Genomic DNA, 16,030 nt, shown 5'->3' on the forward strand with positions numbered 1-16,030 from the left:
GGGCCGCTTCACAGGAAGCGCGATCTATGGCGAATCGATCCCGGAGAGTGTTGCCCGCAGGGCTCGCGCTCGTCTTGGCCCTCGTGACGGCGGGCTGCAACGCGAACTCGCAGTCCACCTCGCAGTCCACCGAGCCCACGAAGGGCAGGAACGCGGCGCCGCTGGAGTCCGTGCCCAAGGGCGGGACTCTGCACTACCTCTCGCGGCGCGCGACCGAGTCCTTCGAGACCGCCAACGCGCAGATGGTGCCGACCAGCCGGCTGCGGTGGGTGCACCGCGGGCTGACGTCGTGGCGGACGCTCCCCGACAAGGACACGGTGCTCGTGCCGGACCTCGCCACCGACACCGGCAGGACGGACGACGGCGGCAAGACGTGGACCTTCACGTTGAAGGAGGGCTTGAAGTTCTCCGACGGCAGCCCCATCACCGCGCAGGACGTGAAGTACGGCATCGAGCGGTCGTTCGCGCCGATGTTCCAGGGTGGCCTCGGCTACCACAAGACGCTGCTGGTCGGCGGCACCGACTACGACGGCCCGTACGACGGCAAGGAGCTCGACTCCATCGAGGTCGCCGGTGACCACAAGATCGTCTTCCGGCTGAAGCGTCCGTTCGGCAACTGGCCGTGGATCGTCAGCATGCCGGCCTTCGCGCCGGTGCCGGCCGCCGCCGACACCAAGCCGGAGACCTACGGCGAGCACCCGGTCGCCAGCGGCCCGTACCAGGTGACGAGCTTCCGCAAGGGGGCGCAGGCGGTGCTGGACCGTAACCCGAACTGGACGGCCGACAGCGACCAGGTGCGGTTCGCCGGCCCGGACAAGATCGTCCTTGACATGGGCCTGAACAACGACACGATCGTGCAGCGCCTCATCGACGACAAGGGCGAGGACCGGACTGCGATCAGCAACGCGCTCATCTCGCCGTCGCAGTTCCAGCGGATCCAGTCCGACCCGTCGATCTCCGGCCGCATGGCCAACAGCCCCTCGGGCTACTTCCGCTACCTCGCCATGAACGTCAAGCGCCCGGGCCTGTCCGACGTCCGCGTGCGGCAGGCGATCAACTACGCCATCAACAAGGCCGAGGTGCAGAGCGTGTACGGCGGCCCGAAGTTCGGCGGCCAGATCGCCTCGACCATCATGACGCCCGGCATCCCCGGCTACACCGAGTACAACCTGTACGACGGCGGTGACACCGGCGACGTCGACAAGGCGAAGGAACTGCTCGCCGCCGCCGGCGTCTCCGACCTGAAGCTCACGCTGACCTATCCGACCGACGTCAGCGCGATCGAGGAGAAGGAAGCCCAGAGCATCAAGAACTCGCTGGCGCGGGTCGGCGTCAAGGTCGAGCTCAAGGGCCTGGACGCCAACACCTGGTCCGAGCTCATCTCGTCCGCCGACGGCGACTACGACATGACGACCAACGGCTGGGGAGCGGACTTCCCGAGCGGCATGAGCACCATCCAGCCGCTGTTCGCGTCGAGTGAGATCGGCAACGGCGGCGGAAACGCCTCGAAGTTCTCCGACCCCGAGGTGGACGCCGCGATCGACGCCGCGATCGCGGAGCCGGACCTCGACAAGGCCGCCAAGATGTGGGCCGCGATCGACAAGCAGATCATGGAGGACGCCCCGGTCGTGCCGATCCTCGTGCAGCGCACGCAGGCCCTGGCCGGTTCGAAGATCATGAACTACTTCGTCCCCGCCTACCCGCCGTTCGCGAACGAGTTGGTCGTCGGTGTCGATCGCTGAGATCCAGCAGGCGGAGGGCCGGGGCGCCTCGGTCCTCGGCCGCTTCCTCCGGAAGCGGTCCGGCGTCGCCGGCCTGGTCATGCTGGTGGTGCCGCTCGTCGCGGGGCTCTGCGCCCCGCTGCTCGTGCGGATGGAGGGACAGGACCCGAACACCTTGCACACCGACGTGCTCGACCCGGACGGCGGCCGTCCGCTGGGCGCCTTCGGTGGCGTCAGCGCCGACCACTGGCTCGGTGTCGTCCCGGTGACGGGTGTCGACCTGTTCGCCCAGATCGTCTACGGCATCCGCTCGTCGCTGTTCATCGCGTTCGGGGCGAGCATCCTGTCGATCGCCTTCGCCGCCGTCCTCGGTACGGCGATCGGGTACTTCGGCGGCTGGCTCAACGCCGTCGCGGGGCGGGTGATCGACTTCATGTTCGGTTTCCCGGGCCTGATGTTCGTCATCGCGATCATGGCGATCGTGCCGCCGGAGATGCCGCGGGGCCTGGTCCTCGTGCTCGTGCTGGCCTTCTTCGGCTGGACCGTCCCGGCCCGGATCATCGGCGCCCAGGCCGGCGCCGTCAACGCCCGCGCCTTCGTCGAGGCGGCGCGCGCGACCGGGGCCGCGCCCTGGCAGATCATCCGCCGGGAGATGCTGCCGCACCTCTTCGGCCTGGTCGTCGTCCTGTTCGCGATGTCACTGCCCGGCAACGTCAGCGTCGTCGCGGGACTGTCGTTCCTCGGGGTCGGCCTGCGTGGCGACGTTCCCGACCTCGGCAAACTGCTTTCGGACTCGCTGCCGTGGATCTACAGCGGCGCGGACGTCTGGTACATGCTCTTCCCGGGCGCCGTGGTGTTCCTGATCGTATTCGGCGCCACGCTCGCCGGTGACGCGCTCCGCGACGTCCTCGACGTGCGCATGGAGGATGCTGCATGATCGTCTACATTGCCCGCCGCATGGCCACCGCGGTGTTCATGCTCCTCGCGATCGCCTTCGTGACGATAGCCCTCTTCTTCGGGGCCTCGAAGGACCCGGCCCGCGCCATGTGCGGCAAGCCGTGCCCGCCCGAGACCCGGGCCAAGGTCAGCGCCTACATGCAGACCGACCAGAGCCCGGTGTGGCAGTACGCCCAGTTCGTGAAGGGCCTCTTCGCCGGCCGCACGTACGGCGAGGGCGCCCAGCAGGTGCACTGCCAGGCGCCCTGCTTCGGCTACTCGTTCCCGAACCGCAGCGACGTCACGACGCTCATCGCCGAGCGGCTGCCCGTCACGTTGTCGCTCGCGTTGGGCGCGGCCGTCCTGTGCCTCGTCGTGGGCATCGGCCTCGGCGCGTTGTCGGCGATACGCAAGGGCGGGATCGTGGACCGGTTCTCGATCGGCTTCGCGATGTTCGGGTTGTCGGTCCCGACCTTCCTCGTCGGCCTGCTCGTCGTCCAGGTCTTCGGCTTCATGCTCAACGCGCTGCCGTACTCCGGCTTCGTGCCGTTCTCGGAGTCGCCGGCGGATTGGGCCTGGCATTTGATCGGCCCGTGGATGGTGCTGTCGTTCATCCTCGCCGCCGGCTACATCCGGGTCACCCGCACGCAGCTGCTCAACGAACTCTCGGCCGACCACCTCGTCGCGATGACCGCGCGCGGCGCGTCGACCCGGCGGGTGAACCGGCACGCCGTCCGCGGCGTGATGGTGCCGGTCGTGGCGATGTTCGCGCTCGACGTCACCGCGCTCCTGGGCGGCTCGGCGATCGCGGAGAAGGTGTTCAGCCTGCACGGGCTCGGTGACCTGCTGCTGTCCGGCGTGAACGAGTCCGACCTGAGCATCGTCGTCGGGGTGACGCTCTTCTCCGCCTTCCTCATCATCGTCGGCAACCTGATCGCCGACCTGCTGATGCCGCTTCTCGACCCGAGGATCCGCCGTGCCTGACCCCGTACTCCAGGTCGAGGACCTGTGCGTCTCGTTCACCGGCGGCGGCCTCACCGCCGATGTCGTGCGGGACCTCTCCGTGAGGCTGGACGGCGGCCGCACGCTCGCCGTGGTCGGCGAGTCGGGGTCGGGCAAGACGATCACCGGCCGGGCGATCATGCGGCTCCTGCCGCGCGGGGCGAGCGCCCGGGGCCGGATCGTCGTCGCCGGCCGGGAGATGCTCTCCGCCGACGAACGCGAGCTGCGCCGGGCCCGCGGCTCCGACGTGGCCATGGTGTTCCAGGACTCGATGTCCGCGCTCAGCCCGTACCTCGACATCGGCGCGCACATCGCCCAGGCGGTCCGCCTGCACGACCCGTCGGTCACCCGTCGCGCTGCGCGGGCCCGTGCGGTCGAGATGCTCGACCGGGTCGGCATCCCCGAGCCCGCGGACGCCGTACGCCGCTTCCCGCACGAGTTCTCGGGCGGCATGCGGCAACGCGCGGTGATCGCGATGGCCCTGGTGAACCGGCCGGCGCTGCTCATCGCCGACGAGCCGACCACCGCGCTCGACGTGACGGTGCAGGCGCAGATCCTGGCCCTGCTCCGCGGGCTCCAGCAGGAGTACGGCATGGCGATGCTGCTGATCAGCCACGACTTCGGGGTGGTGGCGAGTGCGGCGGACGACGTCCTCGTGCTGTACGCCGGCCGCCAGGCCGAGTACGGCAGCCTCCGCGACATCTTCGATCAGCCTGCCCATCCGTACACCGCCGGACTCCGCGCGGCCACGCCGCGGCTGGACGCCCGGCTCGACATCGGTGGGGAGCGGACGCGGCTGCGCGCCATCCCCGGCACGCCCACGTCGCTGCGCGACGCAGGACCGGGTTGCGCCTTCGCGCCGCGCTGCGGCTTCGCCGGCCAGGTCGGCGAACGCTGTGTCGTGGAGGTACCGCTGCCCACCGTCCGCCCGGCCGGCGAGGGCGGCGGCGTGCACCTTGCGGCCTGTCACCTCGATCGTCTCCCCGAACTGCAGGAGGTCGCCCGGTGAGCCGGCCGATCCTGGAGATGACCGACGTCAGCAAGCGCTACCGCATCGCCGGTGGCTTCGGCCGCGGCCGCAAGGGCTTCCTCGCCGTGGACGGCGTCTCGCTCCACGTCGAGCGGGGCGAGGCGCTCGGCCTGGTCGGCGAGTCCGGCTCGGGCAAGTCCACGCTGGCGCGGATGGCCAACGGCCTGGTGGTGCCGACGTCCGGCACCGTCCGTACGGACGGGCAGGACGTCGCCCGCCTCGGCCGGCGGGGACTGCGGCGGCTGCGGCGCAACGTCGCCATGGTCTTCCAGGACCCGCTGGCGTCGCTGAACCCGCTGCAGACCGTGCGGCAGACGCTGGAGAACGTCTTCCGCGCGCACGGCGAGACGACGACGACCGCCGAACTGGTCGCGCTGCTGGAGTCGGTCGGCCTCGGCGCCGACTACCTGGGGCGCTACCCGCACGAGGCGTCCGGCGGGCAGCTCCAGCGCGTCGCCGTGGCACGAGCGCTCGCCCTCAAGCCGGATCTGATCATCGCGGACGAGCCGACCTCGGCGCTCGACGTGTCGGTGCGCGCCCAGATCCTCAACCTGCTGGCCGACCTGCAACGCGACCAGGGGATCTCGTTCCTCCACGTCAGCCACGACCTGGCGGTGATCCGGCTCTACAGCGACCGTGTCGCCGTCATGCAGCGCGGCCGGATCGTCGAGACCGGGTCGTCCGACGAGATCTTCCGCTCCCCGCAGCACCCCTGCACGCGCGCGCTGGTCGAGGCGACACCGGAGGCGGAACTGCGGACCTGACCTGACCTGCGGGAGCGTTGCGCGACGCCGAAGAGGCGTGCCACGATCATGACCATGATCCACCGAACGACAACCCCGTCGTGAGCCGGCCGGGGGCCGGCGCGACAGAGCAGTGAATGAGGACACGTGGGAACAGACCTGTTCGTCCGAGAGTATGGGCGGGACGCAGCAGATGCGCCTGCCATCCTCATCCTCCACGGCGCCGTGGAGTCCGGCGCCTGCTACGGTGACGCCGTCGACCGCTGGGGTGGCGACTACCACATCGTGGCGCCGGACGCACGGGGCCACGGGGAGTCGCCCGGCCGCCTGCCCGAGCACGAGGGCGTTCCGTCCACCGACGTGATGGTGCAGGACGCGATCGACATCCTCAAGGACATGCTCGACGAGACCGGGCGCAAGACGCTCGTCGTCGGGCACTCCATGGGCGCGCGGATCGCCGCCTTCGTCGCCGCCGACGCCCCGCACCTCGTGGCCGGCGTCGTGCTGGAGGACCCGCCGTGGTGGGTGCCGGAGGCCGGTCCCAACCCGTGGCTCAGCGTCGAGCAGACCACCAAGGACCCCTTCGACTACGCCGAAACGGCGTCGGTCGAGGAACTCGTGGACATGCAGCGCGAGCTCAAGCCCCACTGGGCGGAGCAGGAGCTGCGCCCGCTCGCCGAGGCGATGAAGGCCGTCGACATCGACTACATGCAGCAGCGGGTCCACGAGAAGCGCCGGATCTGGACGCCGACCGCGCGGCAGATCACTGTCGGCCCGGCCGGCGTACCGGCGCTGCTCGTCACCGGCACCGGCGACGTCATCGTCGACAAGCACTCCCGTGAGCGCCTCACGGCCGTCGCGCCCGGCTTCGACGTCGTCGTGATCGAGGGCGCCCACCACTGCGTGCGCCGCGACAAGCCGGAGGAGTACCACCGGCACGTCGACGCCTTCCTCCGCGAGAACGCGCCGCTGGCCGGAGCCATCACTCGACGCTGAAGGTGTCGGACCGCGCGAGCGGGCCGTAGACCTCCGAGTCCGGCTCGGACACAGCGGCCCGCATCGCCTCCAGCCCAGCGCGTACGACGGGGTGGCTCTGGTTGTCGCGCCGCGTCGTCATGATCACCTTGCGCAGCGGAGCGATGCCGCGCGTCGGCAGGATCGTCACCCACTCGGCGTCGCGGGCGGAGAGCGCGGACTCCGGCGCCAGGCAGATCCCCGCCTCGGCGGCGACCAGCGCCAGCGCGGCGCGGTAGTCGTCCGAGACGTGGGTGATCGGCGGGTGGAAGCCGAGCTCCGCGCACGCCTGCAGCACCATCGTGCGGCACGGATTACCGGGCGAGGGCATGATCCAGCCCTCCTCGGTGAGCTGGGTGAGCCCGATGCCCTCCTCGCCGGACAGCGGATGCGCCTGGGGGAGGACGACCTTGAACCGCTCGATGTAGAGCGGGAACTTCACGATGTCGGGGGAGTCGCGCTCGGGGTCGGACTCGTACTCCATGCTGACGGTCACGTCGATGTCGCCCCGCATCAGCATCCGGTGGCTCATGTGCGCCTCCGCGTCGACGACGGTGACGTCGACTCCCGGGGCCTGGCGGCGCAGCTCGACGATGGCGGGTGCCACCAGCCAGCTGATCGCCGTGGGGAAGGCGCCGATCCGGAGCTGCCCGAGGACACCGCCCGCGTGCGCGGCCAGGTCGGCCTCGGCGATCTTCAGCCGGGAGCTGATCTCCTCGGCGTGCCCGGCGAGGATGCGCCCGGCCGGCGTGAGCACCAGCTTGCGCCCCGAGCGTATGACGAGCGCGTGACCGACCTCGCGTTCGAGTGCGGCGAGCTGCTGCGACACCGCGGACGGCGTCAGGTGCAGCGCCGCCGCGGTCGCGGTGACAGAGTCGGATAGCACGAAGGCACGGAGGATGAGGAGACGTCGGGGGTCGATCGTGGGCACGCGGGCTCCGTGGCGGGTCGGCCGGGCGTCCGTCGCAGTGGGGCATCCGCGAGGCGGGACCGGGGGACCCCGATGTTAGCGGGCCCCTCCGGACGCGGGCGCTCCGGCATGCGGTACGCCACCTGTGGGCGCCGAGAATTGCCTCACCTGCTCTGACCTGGCATGTGTCTCTCAGACAACGGCAGGCCATCACCTTCCGGAGCGTGACATCCGGCGGCGCAGGGCCTCAGTCGGCGACGAGCCGGACCTGGTCGGCGAATCCCCGCTCCCACTGCGAAGCCATGTTCCGAGTGGGACGGGTGTCGTCGAATCGTTCTACGTCAGTTCTACGAAGGTGGGATTGGTGTAGCACCAGAGGTCGTGCCAGGGGTTGTCGTTGCGGCCTGTGTCCGCCGCCGGCTCCATCCCGCCGGGAGCGCTGCGCCTGCCGTCCGTGCCACGCAGCCGGAAGTAGAACGGCTCGCGCACGTCGCGGAACCTGTAGTGGAACTGGGCGACCCGGCCCTTGCCCTTCGGCATGAACGACTCGACCACACTCACCTCCGGGGCGGTGAAGACGTCGGGGTCGGCGGCCGGCCCGGTGATCGCACCGCGGATCAGATCCAGGCGGGCGAGCCGGGGGATCTCCTCATTGGCGTTGGGACGGCCGGCGAGATCGACGGAAATGGTGATGGTGACGTCGTCGCCGCGCCGCACCGACAGCCGTCCGCCGAACGTGGCCGGGGCGTTGCCGGGGGCGTGCGCGTCGACGTGCAGCCCGTCGATGAGGCCGCCCATCGACACCCAGGATCGCCCGGCCTTGATCGCCTCCATGACCGCGCCATAGCTGCGTGAGGTCGCCCCCACAACCGTGCGGCTGAACTGACCGGGCCAGAAGTCGGCGTGCCGCAGCGGGACGCCGCCGTCGATGGGATCGGGGTATCTACCGTGCTGGTCGTACCAGTCAGCAGGTCGGGAGGGCTCGACGGTCGTGTCACCGTTGTAGAAGTGGCCGTCGGAGTTGGCAGTGATCCACCAGCCCTTGCCCTCGGCGAGCATCGAGTCCCACATGCCGCCCAGGATGCCGGTCATGGAGTCGAAGCCGCCGTACGTCGGGTAGTGTTCCGGCCGCCAGCCGGGCCAGGAGTCGGCGTCGGCGGTGTTGTTGAAGTCGCCGCGGGCCCTGGGCTCGTTCTGGGCGCCAGGCGCGCCCTCCATGCCGACCGCGATGTTCGGCGCCTTGTCGCGATAGGTGCGCAGGTCACGCGGGGAGTACCTGCCGCGCCGCATCACGTGGTTGATCAGGAACAGCGCGGAACTCGCCGAACCCGTGCGCAGCGCGGTCTCCAGCCAGGCGAGCGCCTCCAGCGCCTTGGCCTCGTTCGCCGGGTTGCCGGCGCCGGTGCCGTTGATCCTGGAGTCGAAGAGCCGCTCGAACGCGCGCAGCAGTTGGATCTCATCGCGAGCGCCGTCGAAGAACACCGTGGCGTGCTCGCCTCCGGGAACGTTCCACTCCAGCCCCTGCCACAACAGCAGCTCAGGGTGCTTGGCCCGGGAGGTGACGATGTCGGCATAGGTGGACTCGACCGCGAACTTCTCGTGCGCGGCGTGCCCGTGGTCGGTGATGACCAGCCAGTCCAGGCCGTGCTTGAGAGCGCCCGCAGCCTGCTGCTCAATGGTGTACATGCCGTCGTAGCTGTACTGCGTATGAACGTGATGGTCGCCGGCCAGCCAGTGGAGCGCGCGGGAGCCTCCGCCGGTCGCGGCGGCGGGACGCGTGGTCAGCCCTCCCAGTGCGGTGACGCCGAGACTGCTGATGCCGAGCAGCCCACTGTTCAGCAGAAAGCGGCGCCTACCGAGGTCGGCGGGCGACAATTCGGTCTCTGAGACGGACAGGTCGGCGAACGCAGCCGTTCCTTCCGGTGCGCTGTGGGAGTGTGCATGGGTGCGGCACATGGGACATACCTTTCATCTGGAATACCTGGTGCGTCGTTCTCGGGTGGCCCATGAGCTTGCGCACGAAGTGGGGCGGAGCAGGTGAACCTGCGGCCCTTCGTCACGTTCGCAGAGGAGCATGACGGCTTGCATGGGGAGGAAGCGAATGCTGGGCGACTTCTTGCCGAACGGCGGAAGGCTCCGGCGAGCCATCCGGCATCCGTGCGTGACGTGCGGCGATTCGCGCAATGGTCACCCGTGCCTGATCGCAGTGATATTCGCATGACGGTCCGCGCAATGATCCGGTAGAGAGGATCCATGTCGATTCGTGTGCGCCTTGACGACCTGTGCCAGGAGACCTGGGAAGCGGTGGCCGAGCTGAGGGTGGCCGACGACCAGGCTGATCTCATCGCGTCGAACCTGTACTCGATTGCGGAGAGCCGGTTCCTGCCGGGCTTCGTGACCCGTGCGGTGATGCACGATGAGCGCGCCGTGGGCTTCGCGATGTACGGCCCCGATCCCGATGACGGCCAGATCTGGCTCTATCGCTTGATGATCGACAAGGATCACCAGGGGAAGGGGCTGGGCCGAGCGGCCCTCCAACAGGTCATCGCCCATGTGCGGGACGCGTTCGACGCACCGGTGCTGCGGTTGGGAGTGCGTGGCGACAACCTCGCGGCCAGGGCGCTCTACACCTCTGCCGGGTTCGTTCCCACCGGCCAGGTCTTCGGCCGGGAGGACGTCCTGGAGCTCCGTCTGCGAACGGGGCACGAGACGGGGCCGGTCCAGTCGCCGTGAGGCGACATCTGTCACGCGGGTGTGGTGCGGCCCCGCCGCCGTGGTGGGCGGAGGGGCCTTGAGCCGCTGGGAACCGATCTATCCGAGCACCGGGTAGTTCGCGCGGAACACGTTGTGCGGGTCACGGGCGCGCTTGATCTCTCGCAGCCGCGCGAGCGCGCTGCCGGAGAAGGACTGCGCCGCCGTGTCACCGGGGGACAGCAGGGTGTACGGCTTGCGGCCGCTGATGTACGCCTCCAGGTCGGCCACGACCTCGGCCTGCTTGGCGCGCGTCGCGTCGGCCGCGTGCGGCAGGCCGAGACCCACCAGTCCGAGCAGGTACGGCTCAGTCACCGCGCCGCTCGCACCGGCCCCGCCGCCCGGCTCGGCGAGCGCCCCGCCCAGGTGCCTGATCTGCACGTTGATGAGCGGTTCGATCGGCTTGGCCAGCAGGAGCTCCACCGCGTCCGCGTTCAGGCCGGTGAGCAGCTCCGCACGAGCGATGGACGGGACCGGATCGGTGGGCTCGGCGGCGATCCTGCCCAGGTCAGCGACCGGGACGACGCCGCGGCTGTCGGAGATCGCGTCCTCGATCTTGTCGATGCGCGCCAGCAGGTCCTCGCCCTGGGCCGCCTCACCCAGGTAGGCCAGATCCAGCGTCACCATCGGCGGCGCGCCGGGGGGCTGGAGCCGGTTGATCCAGACACTGAGCTCACGCGGCGCCTCGGCGGTGATCTCCAGGAACGCGTCGTACACCTCCCGGGTCCGGTGCTCCGGCCAGATCACGCGCCCGCCGTACAGGACCGGAGCGGGATACAGGTCGAGTTCGAGGGCGGTCACCACCGCGAAGTCCCCGCCACCGCCGCGCAGCGCCCAGAACAGGTCGGGGTCGGACTCGGCGGTCACCCGGCCCGGCTCGCCGTCGGCGTCCACGATGTCGATGGCCCGCACGCTGTCGGAGGCCAAGCCGTGCTTGCGGCTGAACCAGCCGACGCCGCCGCCCAGGGTGTAGCCGGTCACGCTGACCCCCGGCGCGCTGCCGGACAGGCCGGTCAGACCCAGCGGACCGGCCGCCGCCAGCACCTGCCCCCACTTCGCGCCCGCGCCCACCCGGACCACGCGCTCCTGCGGGCGTACCTCCACGTCGTTCAGCAGGCCGGTACGCAACAGGATCAGGCCGTCCACGTCACCCGAGGCGCCATGCCCGCTCGGCTGCGCGGTCACCGTCATGCCCGCCCGCCGCGCGTAACGCACGAGCGCCGCCACGTCATCGGCGTCCGCGGCCTCCGCCACGGCCGCCACCGGCTGCCTGACGGTCAGGTTCCACGCGGTGGCCGCCTGTTCAAAGCCGTCGTCACCGGGCAGGAGCACGCGCCCCTTCAGGACACCGCGCAAATCGTTGATCGTCATTGTCGTCTCCCTTGTCGAGTTGTCAGAAAATGCGGACGTCAGGCGGACTGCGCGGCGGTCGCCGGGGTGGCGCCGGCCTCGCGGAGGATCAGCAACCCCGTGATCGCGATCAGCGCCGCGGTCAGGCCGTGGATGCCGAGCGCGGCGGCCGTGGATCCGTGGTGGGCCAGGACGTTGACCATGTCGCCGAACGGGGTGACGGCCATCATCAGCAGGACCCAGCCCAACGGGCGGCGGTGGCCTGTCACCAGCAGGACGCCCATGGCCAGGCCCATCCCGAGCTCGCGGCTGCCCTTCACGATGGAGAAGCCGCTGCCGTCGGAGGGCCAGTTCGCCAGCCCCGGGAAGGTCGTCCCGAGGGGCAGGACGAAGGACAACCCGAGGTAGAGGGTGAACAGGACGACGACGGCGGCCAGGACGGTGTTGAGCTTCTTCAGCGACATGGTCGTTCTCCTTGTTTGCACGGACGGGCAGGGTTCAGCCGCGGACACGGCGGATGTGGCGGGCGTAGCGGGGGCGGCCGATGAGGTGCCAGATGACGCGGACCGGGACGGGAAGGCCGCCGAGGACGACGGCGCGCTCGGCCGGGTTCGCGTCCTCCAGGACGGCGCCGAAGAGCGTGAGCAGGGTGAGCTTGGGCGTGTTGTTCACCAGGTGGTCGCCCAGGGAGGCCCACTCCCGTCGGGTGATGTGTTCGGCCGCGAGCGGGAGGAGGGTGGCCTCCTCGTCGTGAAGGTGTTCCAGCAGGACCGCGCGGTGCTCGCAGAGGGCGGCCGCCAGGGCGTCGCGTTCGTCGGCGCCCGCGGTGGCCTCCCAGGCGGGAAACGCGGCGTCCAGCCTGCTCAGGGTGGCCGCGACGCGCTCGTGCTGGGCCTGCATGCGCAGGACGACGTCGGCCTCCAGGTCCACCCGGGAGAGCAGCGGCGGCCACAGCAGCTCGTCCTCGCCCTCGTGGTGGTTGTGCAGGCCCAGCCGGTAGACGCGGAAGTGGCCGGCGATCACCCTGGCGCGAGCGGTGTCACCCGGGGCGACGGCCGCGACGAGCTCCACCAGCAGCCGCGACTCACGGCGGAGCACGCGGTGGACGATCTCCATGTCCTGGGTGTTGACGCTCATCTGTTCCCGCTCCTTCATCGGTTGCGATGTGTTCAGGCTGCTCCTGGGTGTTTGGAAGGCATTTGGAAGCGATTTGGAACGTCCACGAAGGATGCGCGGATCATGGTCTTCATCCGGGTGCTGGGCTCGTTCGGGGCCGAGGTTTGCGGCGGGCCCGTGCCCCTGAGCGGGCCTCGGCAGCGGGGCGTGCCGGCGTTGCCAGTGGCGGCCGCGGCCTCGGCCGCTGATCATCGCTAGAGTGGGTGATCATGACGACTGGACGATGGGCGTTGGGCGGCGACCTGAGCGTCGCCAGGGTCGGGTACGGCGCGATGAAGCTGACCGGCTGGCCGAAAGGCGACCGTCCCAGCAGGGACACCGCGCTCGCCGTCCTGCGCCGGGCCGTCGACCTGGGCGTGAACCACATCGACACCTCGCACTACTACGCCCGCGACGGCGTGGCGGCCAACGAGCTGATCCGGGAGGCGCTGCATCCCTACCCGGACGACCTGGTGATCGTGACGAAGGTGGGCGCGCTGGTCGAGGGCTCTGACCTCGCCCTGCCCGCCGAGGGCAAGACCGGCCTCACCCCCGACGGCCTGCGCCGCGGCGTCGAGGCGAACCTGCGCTCGCTCGGCGTGGACCGCCTCGATGTCGTCAACCTGCGCATGGGCGACCTCGACCGCGCCGGGACGCCGCTCGCCGGTCCGCTGGAGACGTTGCTCGCGCTGCGCGAGGAGGGGCTGATCCGCCACCTCGGCGTCTCGAACGTGACACCCGCCGAGTTCGCCGAGGCCCGGAAGATCGCGCCGATCGTCTGCGTCCAGAACCTCTACAACCTGGCCAGGCGCGAGGACGACCCGCTGGTGGACGCCTGCGCCGAGGCGGGCATCGCGTACGTGCCGTTCTTCCCGGTCGGTGGGTTCCGGCCGCTCACGGCCGAGCGCCTGGACGCCGTCGCCGCCCGCCACGGCGCGACCGTGCCGCAGGTGGCGTTGGCCTGGCTGCTGGCCCGGTCGCCGAACATCCTGCTCATCCCCGGCACCGGCTCGCTCGCCCACCTGGAGGAGAACGTCGCCGCCACGTCCCTGCAGCTGACCGACGAGGACCTGGCCGACCTCGCCGACCAGGCGCACTGACCACGGAGTCCGAAGGACCACGACAGGTGTCGGCCGATGACTCCTGGTCGACTCTCGGCGACCACGGGAGCGCGCCGCGCATCGCCCTCACCGAGGGCGACACACACGTGCTCGCCGTAGCCGCTGTAGGACGGCCCGGGCCGGAGCGATCGTGGGTGGGCAGGCGCGGGCTTGTCGCTGATCGTTCCGGGTCGGGGTCAGGGGTAGCTGATCCACTCCAGGAAGAGGGTGTCGTTGTCGCGGATGACGAGCCTCTTCCTGCCGCCTTCGATGCCGTTGGCGGACACGCGGCCACTGTTGTCGAAGTCGCCCACCGCGCTGCACTTGATATCGCCGTGGTCCGGCCCGCCGTATCTCTGGAACACCCAGTAGCGATTCCGGTTTCCCCACTTGATGGTGATGCTCTTCCACATCTCGTCTTGACGGCCGAGCCAGGGAACCCACATGGAACCGGTCCATTGACGGCCGGCTGGGACGGTGAAACGGATGTCCTGGTTCTCCCCGTCGTTGATCTGTACGTCGCGCGTCGTCTGGTTCACCACTTCCCTGATGTCGGTCATCTCATTGATGGTGGGATCGTGCCAGTCGGGCCAGGGGCCGGTGCCGCACGGGGAACTGGTCGCCGTGGCGCCGGCGGGTGAGGCGGCCATGAGAAGCGTGCCCGCGAGAACCGCCGCCATGGAAAGGCTGAGGGTTCGGCGGAATGCCTGCAGGTGAGCCGGGGCGGCCGCGTGTGGGGAGGGGCGGGGGCCGGTCAGTGCGGGATGGTGTCCCGGTGGGCGGCCAGCCACGCGTCGAACGTCTGCAGCCGCGGATTGAGTGCACGCAGCAGCTCGAAGTCGATGAGCTCGGCGATGTCGGGGGCGGCCGCGACCAGGTACTGGAGCATGTTGCCGACCTCGCCCGCGCCCGGGAACCCCGCGGCCCGGATCATGTCGGGGCTGACCGCCTGGTACGTGACGGGCTCGCCGAGCGCCCGGCTCAGCGCGGCGGCGTACTGCGCGCCGGTGAGCACGGCCCCGGCGACGCTCACCCGCCTGCCGGCCATCCCGTTCCCCTGGCGGAAGATCCCCAGCGCGGTCCTGCCGACGTCCTCCGCGGCCTGCGCGGCCACCCTCGCCTCGCCGAACCCGAGCGGCAGCACCAGCGCGCCCGTCTCGTCACGCCGGGGCGCGAACATGTCCCGGAAAGCCTCGTAGTACACGTTCGCCTGCAGGAAGGTGGTGGGCACGCCCGACTCCAGGAAGAAGCGGTCGGCCTCGGCCTTGCCGTCGGCGTGCGGCACCTTGTACGTGCCCCCGAAGCTCGGCGTCCCGTCGTCCGGACGGAAGTAGCCGCGGGTGTCGGACAGCGTGGACCACACGAAATGCCGGACGCCGGCCTCCCGGCCCGCCCGCGCGGCGTTGCCGGCCTGCTCCCGCTCCTTGGTGGTCGCGGGCCGTGCCCGCTCCTCCTCGGGCGTGCGCGGCTCCCAGAAGTTCGTCACCACGAAGGCGCCGTGCGCGCCGTCGAAGGCCCTGCGCAGGCTGCCCGCGTCGTCGAGATCGGCCTCCACGACCTCGGCCCCCAGGGCGGCCAGCTCCCTGGCCCGCGCCGAACCCGGGTCCCGGGTCAGGGCTCGCGCGGCGAACCGCCCGCCGCGATCGTCGAGGATGGCGCGGACCAGCCCGCCTCCTTGCGCCCCGGTCGCGCCCACCACGGCGATGATCTGCTGCTCGCTCACGGAAACGGTCCTCTCATGCGGTCAGGTTGATGTATCAACCCGGCCCACCATACAGCGCCAGGTTGATACGTCAAGCAACCGGTAGAGTGGGCGTCATGGGATGGGAGCAGGACATCGGCGAGGCCGACCGGATGTGGCGCACGTACATCGAGATGGCCAAGCACCTCGGCTCACACCTGCAGCAGCACCTGCAGCGCGAGTGCGACCTGTCCGCGGCCGACTTCGAGGTCCTGGTCCGGCTCACGGAGTCGGAGCGGCGGGAGATGCCCGTCGCGGAGGTGGCCGCCGCGACCCAGTGGGAGAAGAGCCGCCTGTCCCACCAGCTCACCCGGATGGCGCAGCGCGGGCTGGTCGAGCGGGTGGACGCCGACGACCGCCGCTATCCCGACGTGCGGCTCACCGACAAGGGCTCCGCGGCGATCGACAAGGCCGTCCCCGAGCACACCGAGCTGGTGCACGCCCTGTTCATCGACGTGCTCGGCCCCGAGCGGCTGGCCGCTTTCGCGCAGGCGTGCGCCGACGTGCTCCGCGCGCTCGACAAGCACCGGGAGCGGGACTGCTCGTTGTGATCACGCTCCCGCCGCCGGCGGAACCG

General features: G+C 70.4%; 16 protein-coding genes. 9 read left to right on the forward strand and 7 right to left on the reverse strand.

The annotated features are described in order from the left end of the window. The first annotated feature begins 50 nt into the window (after positions 1–50). The 6 genes from ACIBK9_RS17805 to ACIBK9_RS17830 all read left to right on the forward strand — a co-directional run bounded on the left by ACIBK9_RS17805 (position 51) and on the right by ACIBK9_RS17830 (position 6,428). Positions 51–1,742, forward strand: coding sequence for an ABC transporter substrate-binding protein (locus tag ACIBK9_RS17805; RefSeq protein WP_397159270.1), 1,692 nt, complete (start codon positions 51–53; stop codon positions 1,740–1,742). Then, complete coding sequence (locus tag ACIBK9_RS17810) at positions 1,729–2,658, forward strand: ABC transporter permease (RefSeq protein WP_397159272.1); 930 nt, start codon at positions 1,729–1,731, stop codon at positions 2,656–2,658. Before ACIBK9_RS17805 ends, ACIBK9_RS17810 begins: the two co-directional genes overlap by 14 nt. Further along, entirely contained in the window at positions 2,655–3,641 is a 987-nt protein-coding gene (locus tag ACIBK9_RS17815) for an ABC transporter permease (RefSeq protein ID WP_397159274.1), read from the forward strand. The genes ACIBK9_RS17810 and ACIBK9_RS17815 overlap by 4 nt, the downstream gene beginning before the upstream one ends. Then, positions 3,634–4,668 (forward strand): ABC transporter ATP-binding protein, encoded by a 1,035-nt coding sequence (locus ACIBK9_RS17820; RefSeq protein WP_397159275.1) that lies wholly within the window; start codon positions 3,634–3,636, stop codon positions 4,666–4,668. The genes ACIBK9_RS17815 and ACIBK9_RS17820 overlap by 8 nt, the downstream gene beginning before the upstream one ends. After that, on the forward strand, positions 4,665–5,453 hold the full coding sequence (locus tag ACIBK9_RS17825; RefSeq protein ID WP_397159277.1) for an ATP-binding cassette domain-containing protein: 789 nt from the start codon (positions 4,665–4,667) through the stop codon (positions 5,451–5,453). Before ACIBK9_RS17820 ends, ACIBK9_RS17825 begins: the two co-directional genes overlap by 4 nt. Before the next feature lie 126 nt (positions 5,454–5,579). After that, the gene (locus tag ACIBK9_RS17830) at positions 5,580–6,428 is read left to right on the forward strand and encodes an alpha/beta fold hydrolase (protein ID WP_397159279.1); all 849 of its coding nucleotides are present in this window, start codon (positions 5,580–5,582) and stop codon (positions 6,426–6,428) included. On the opposite strand, the gene ACIBK9_RS17835 is transcribed toward ACIBK9_RS17830, so the two are convergent. Then, positions 6,415–7,377 carry a LysR family transcriptional regulator gene (locus ACIBK9_RS17835; protein ID WP_397159281.1) on the reverse strand — a complete coding sequence of 321 codons (963 nt, stop codon included), beginning with the start codon at positions 7,375–7,377 and terminating at the stop codon, positions 6,415–6,417. The genes ACIBK9_RS17830 and ACIBK9_RS17835 overlap by 14 nt on opposite strands. Positions 7,378–7,692: 315 nt before the next feature. Then, positions 7,693–9,312, reverse strand: a complete 1,620-nt coding sequence (locus tag ACIBK9_RS17840; protein ID WP_397159282.1) for a PHP domain-containing protein — start codon at positions 9,310–9,312, stop codon at positions 7,693–7,695. Between the two features lie 297 nt (positions 9,313–9,609). Here ACIBK9_RS17840 and ACIBK9_RS17845 point away from each other — a divergent pair, with 297 nt between their 5' ends. Then, complete coding sequence (locus ACIBK9_RS17845) at positions 9,610–10,089, forward strand: GNAT family N-acetyltransferase (protein ID WP_397159284.1); 480 nt, start codon at positions 9,610–9,612, stop codon at positions 10,087–10,089. A gap of 78 nt (positions 10,090–10,167) precedes the next feature. On the opposite strand, the gene ACIBK9_RS17850 is transcribed toward ACIBK9_RS17845, so the two are convergent. From ACIBK9_RS17850 to ACIBK9_RS17860, 3 genes are read right to left on the reverse strand one after another with little or no spacing between them, the layout of a single operon-like run. Next, the gene (locus tag ACIBK9_RS17850) at positions 10,168–11,478 is read right to left on the reverse strand and encodes an FAD-binding oxidoreductase (protein ID WP_397159286.1); all 1,311 of its coding nucleotides are present in this window, start codon (positions 11,476–11,478) and stop codon (positions 10,168–10,170) included. A gap of 38 nt (positions 11,479–11,516) precedes the next feature. Further along, entirely contained in the window at positions 11,517–11,921 is a 405-nt protein-coding gene (locus tag ACIBK9_RS17855) for a DUF4267 domain-containing protein (protein ID WP_397159287.1), read from the reverse strand. Between the two features lie 34 nt (positions 11,922–11,955). Beyond that, positions 11,956–12,594, reverse strand: a complete 639-nt coding sequence (locus tag ACIBK9_RS17860; RefSeq protein WP_397159289.1) for a hemerythrin domain-containing protein — start codon at positions 12,592–12,594, stop codon at positions 11,956–11,958. Between the two features lie 248 nt (positions 12,595–12,842). Here ACIBK9_RS17860 and ACIBK9_RS17865 point away from each other — a divergent pair, with 248 nt between their 5' ends. Further along, a complete protein-coding gene (locus tag ACIBK9_RS17865) occupies positions 12,843–13,712 on the forward strand; it encodes an oxidoreductase (protein ID WP_397159290.1) in 870 nt (289 codons plus the stop codon). A 197-nt stretch (positions 13,713–13,909) separates the two neighbouring features. Here the strand turns inward: ACIBK9_RS17865 and ACIBK9_RS17870 are convergent, their stop codons facing one another. Next, positions 13,910–14,392, reverse strand: a complete 483-nt coding sequence (locus ACIBK9_RS17870; RefSeq protein WP_397159292.1) for a hypothetical protein — start codon at positions 14,390–14,392, stop codon at positions 13,910–13,912. A gap of 74 nt (positions 14,393–14,466) precedes the next feature. Continuing rightward, positions 14,467–15,435 (reverse strand): NmrA/HSCARG family protein, encoded by a 969-nt coding sequence (locus ACIBK9_RS17875; RefSeq protein WP_397159294.1) that lies wholly within the window; start codon positions 15,433–15,435, stop codon positions 14,467–14,469. Between the two features lie 95 nt (positions 15,436–15,530). Between ACIBK9_RS17875 and ACIBK9_RS17880 the strand changes: the two genes are divergently transcribed. Further along, positions 15,531–16,004, forward strand: coding sequence for a MarR family winged helix-turn-helix transcriptional regulator (locus tag ACIBK9_RS17880; protein WP_397159296.1), 474 nt, complete (start codon positions 15,531–15,533; stop codon positions 16,002–16,004). Positions 16,005–16,030: the final 26 nt, after the last annotated feature.

The sequence above is a fragment of the Nonomuraea sp. NPDC050227 genome, from assembly GCF_044459705.1.
Taxonomy (GTDB): domain Bacteria; phylum Actinomycetota; class Actinomycetes; order Streptosporangiales; family Streptosporangiaceae; genus Nonomuraea.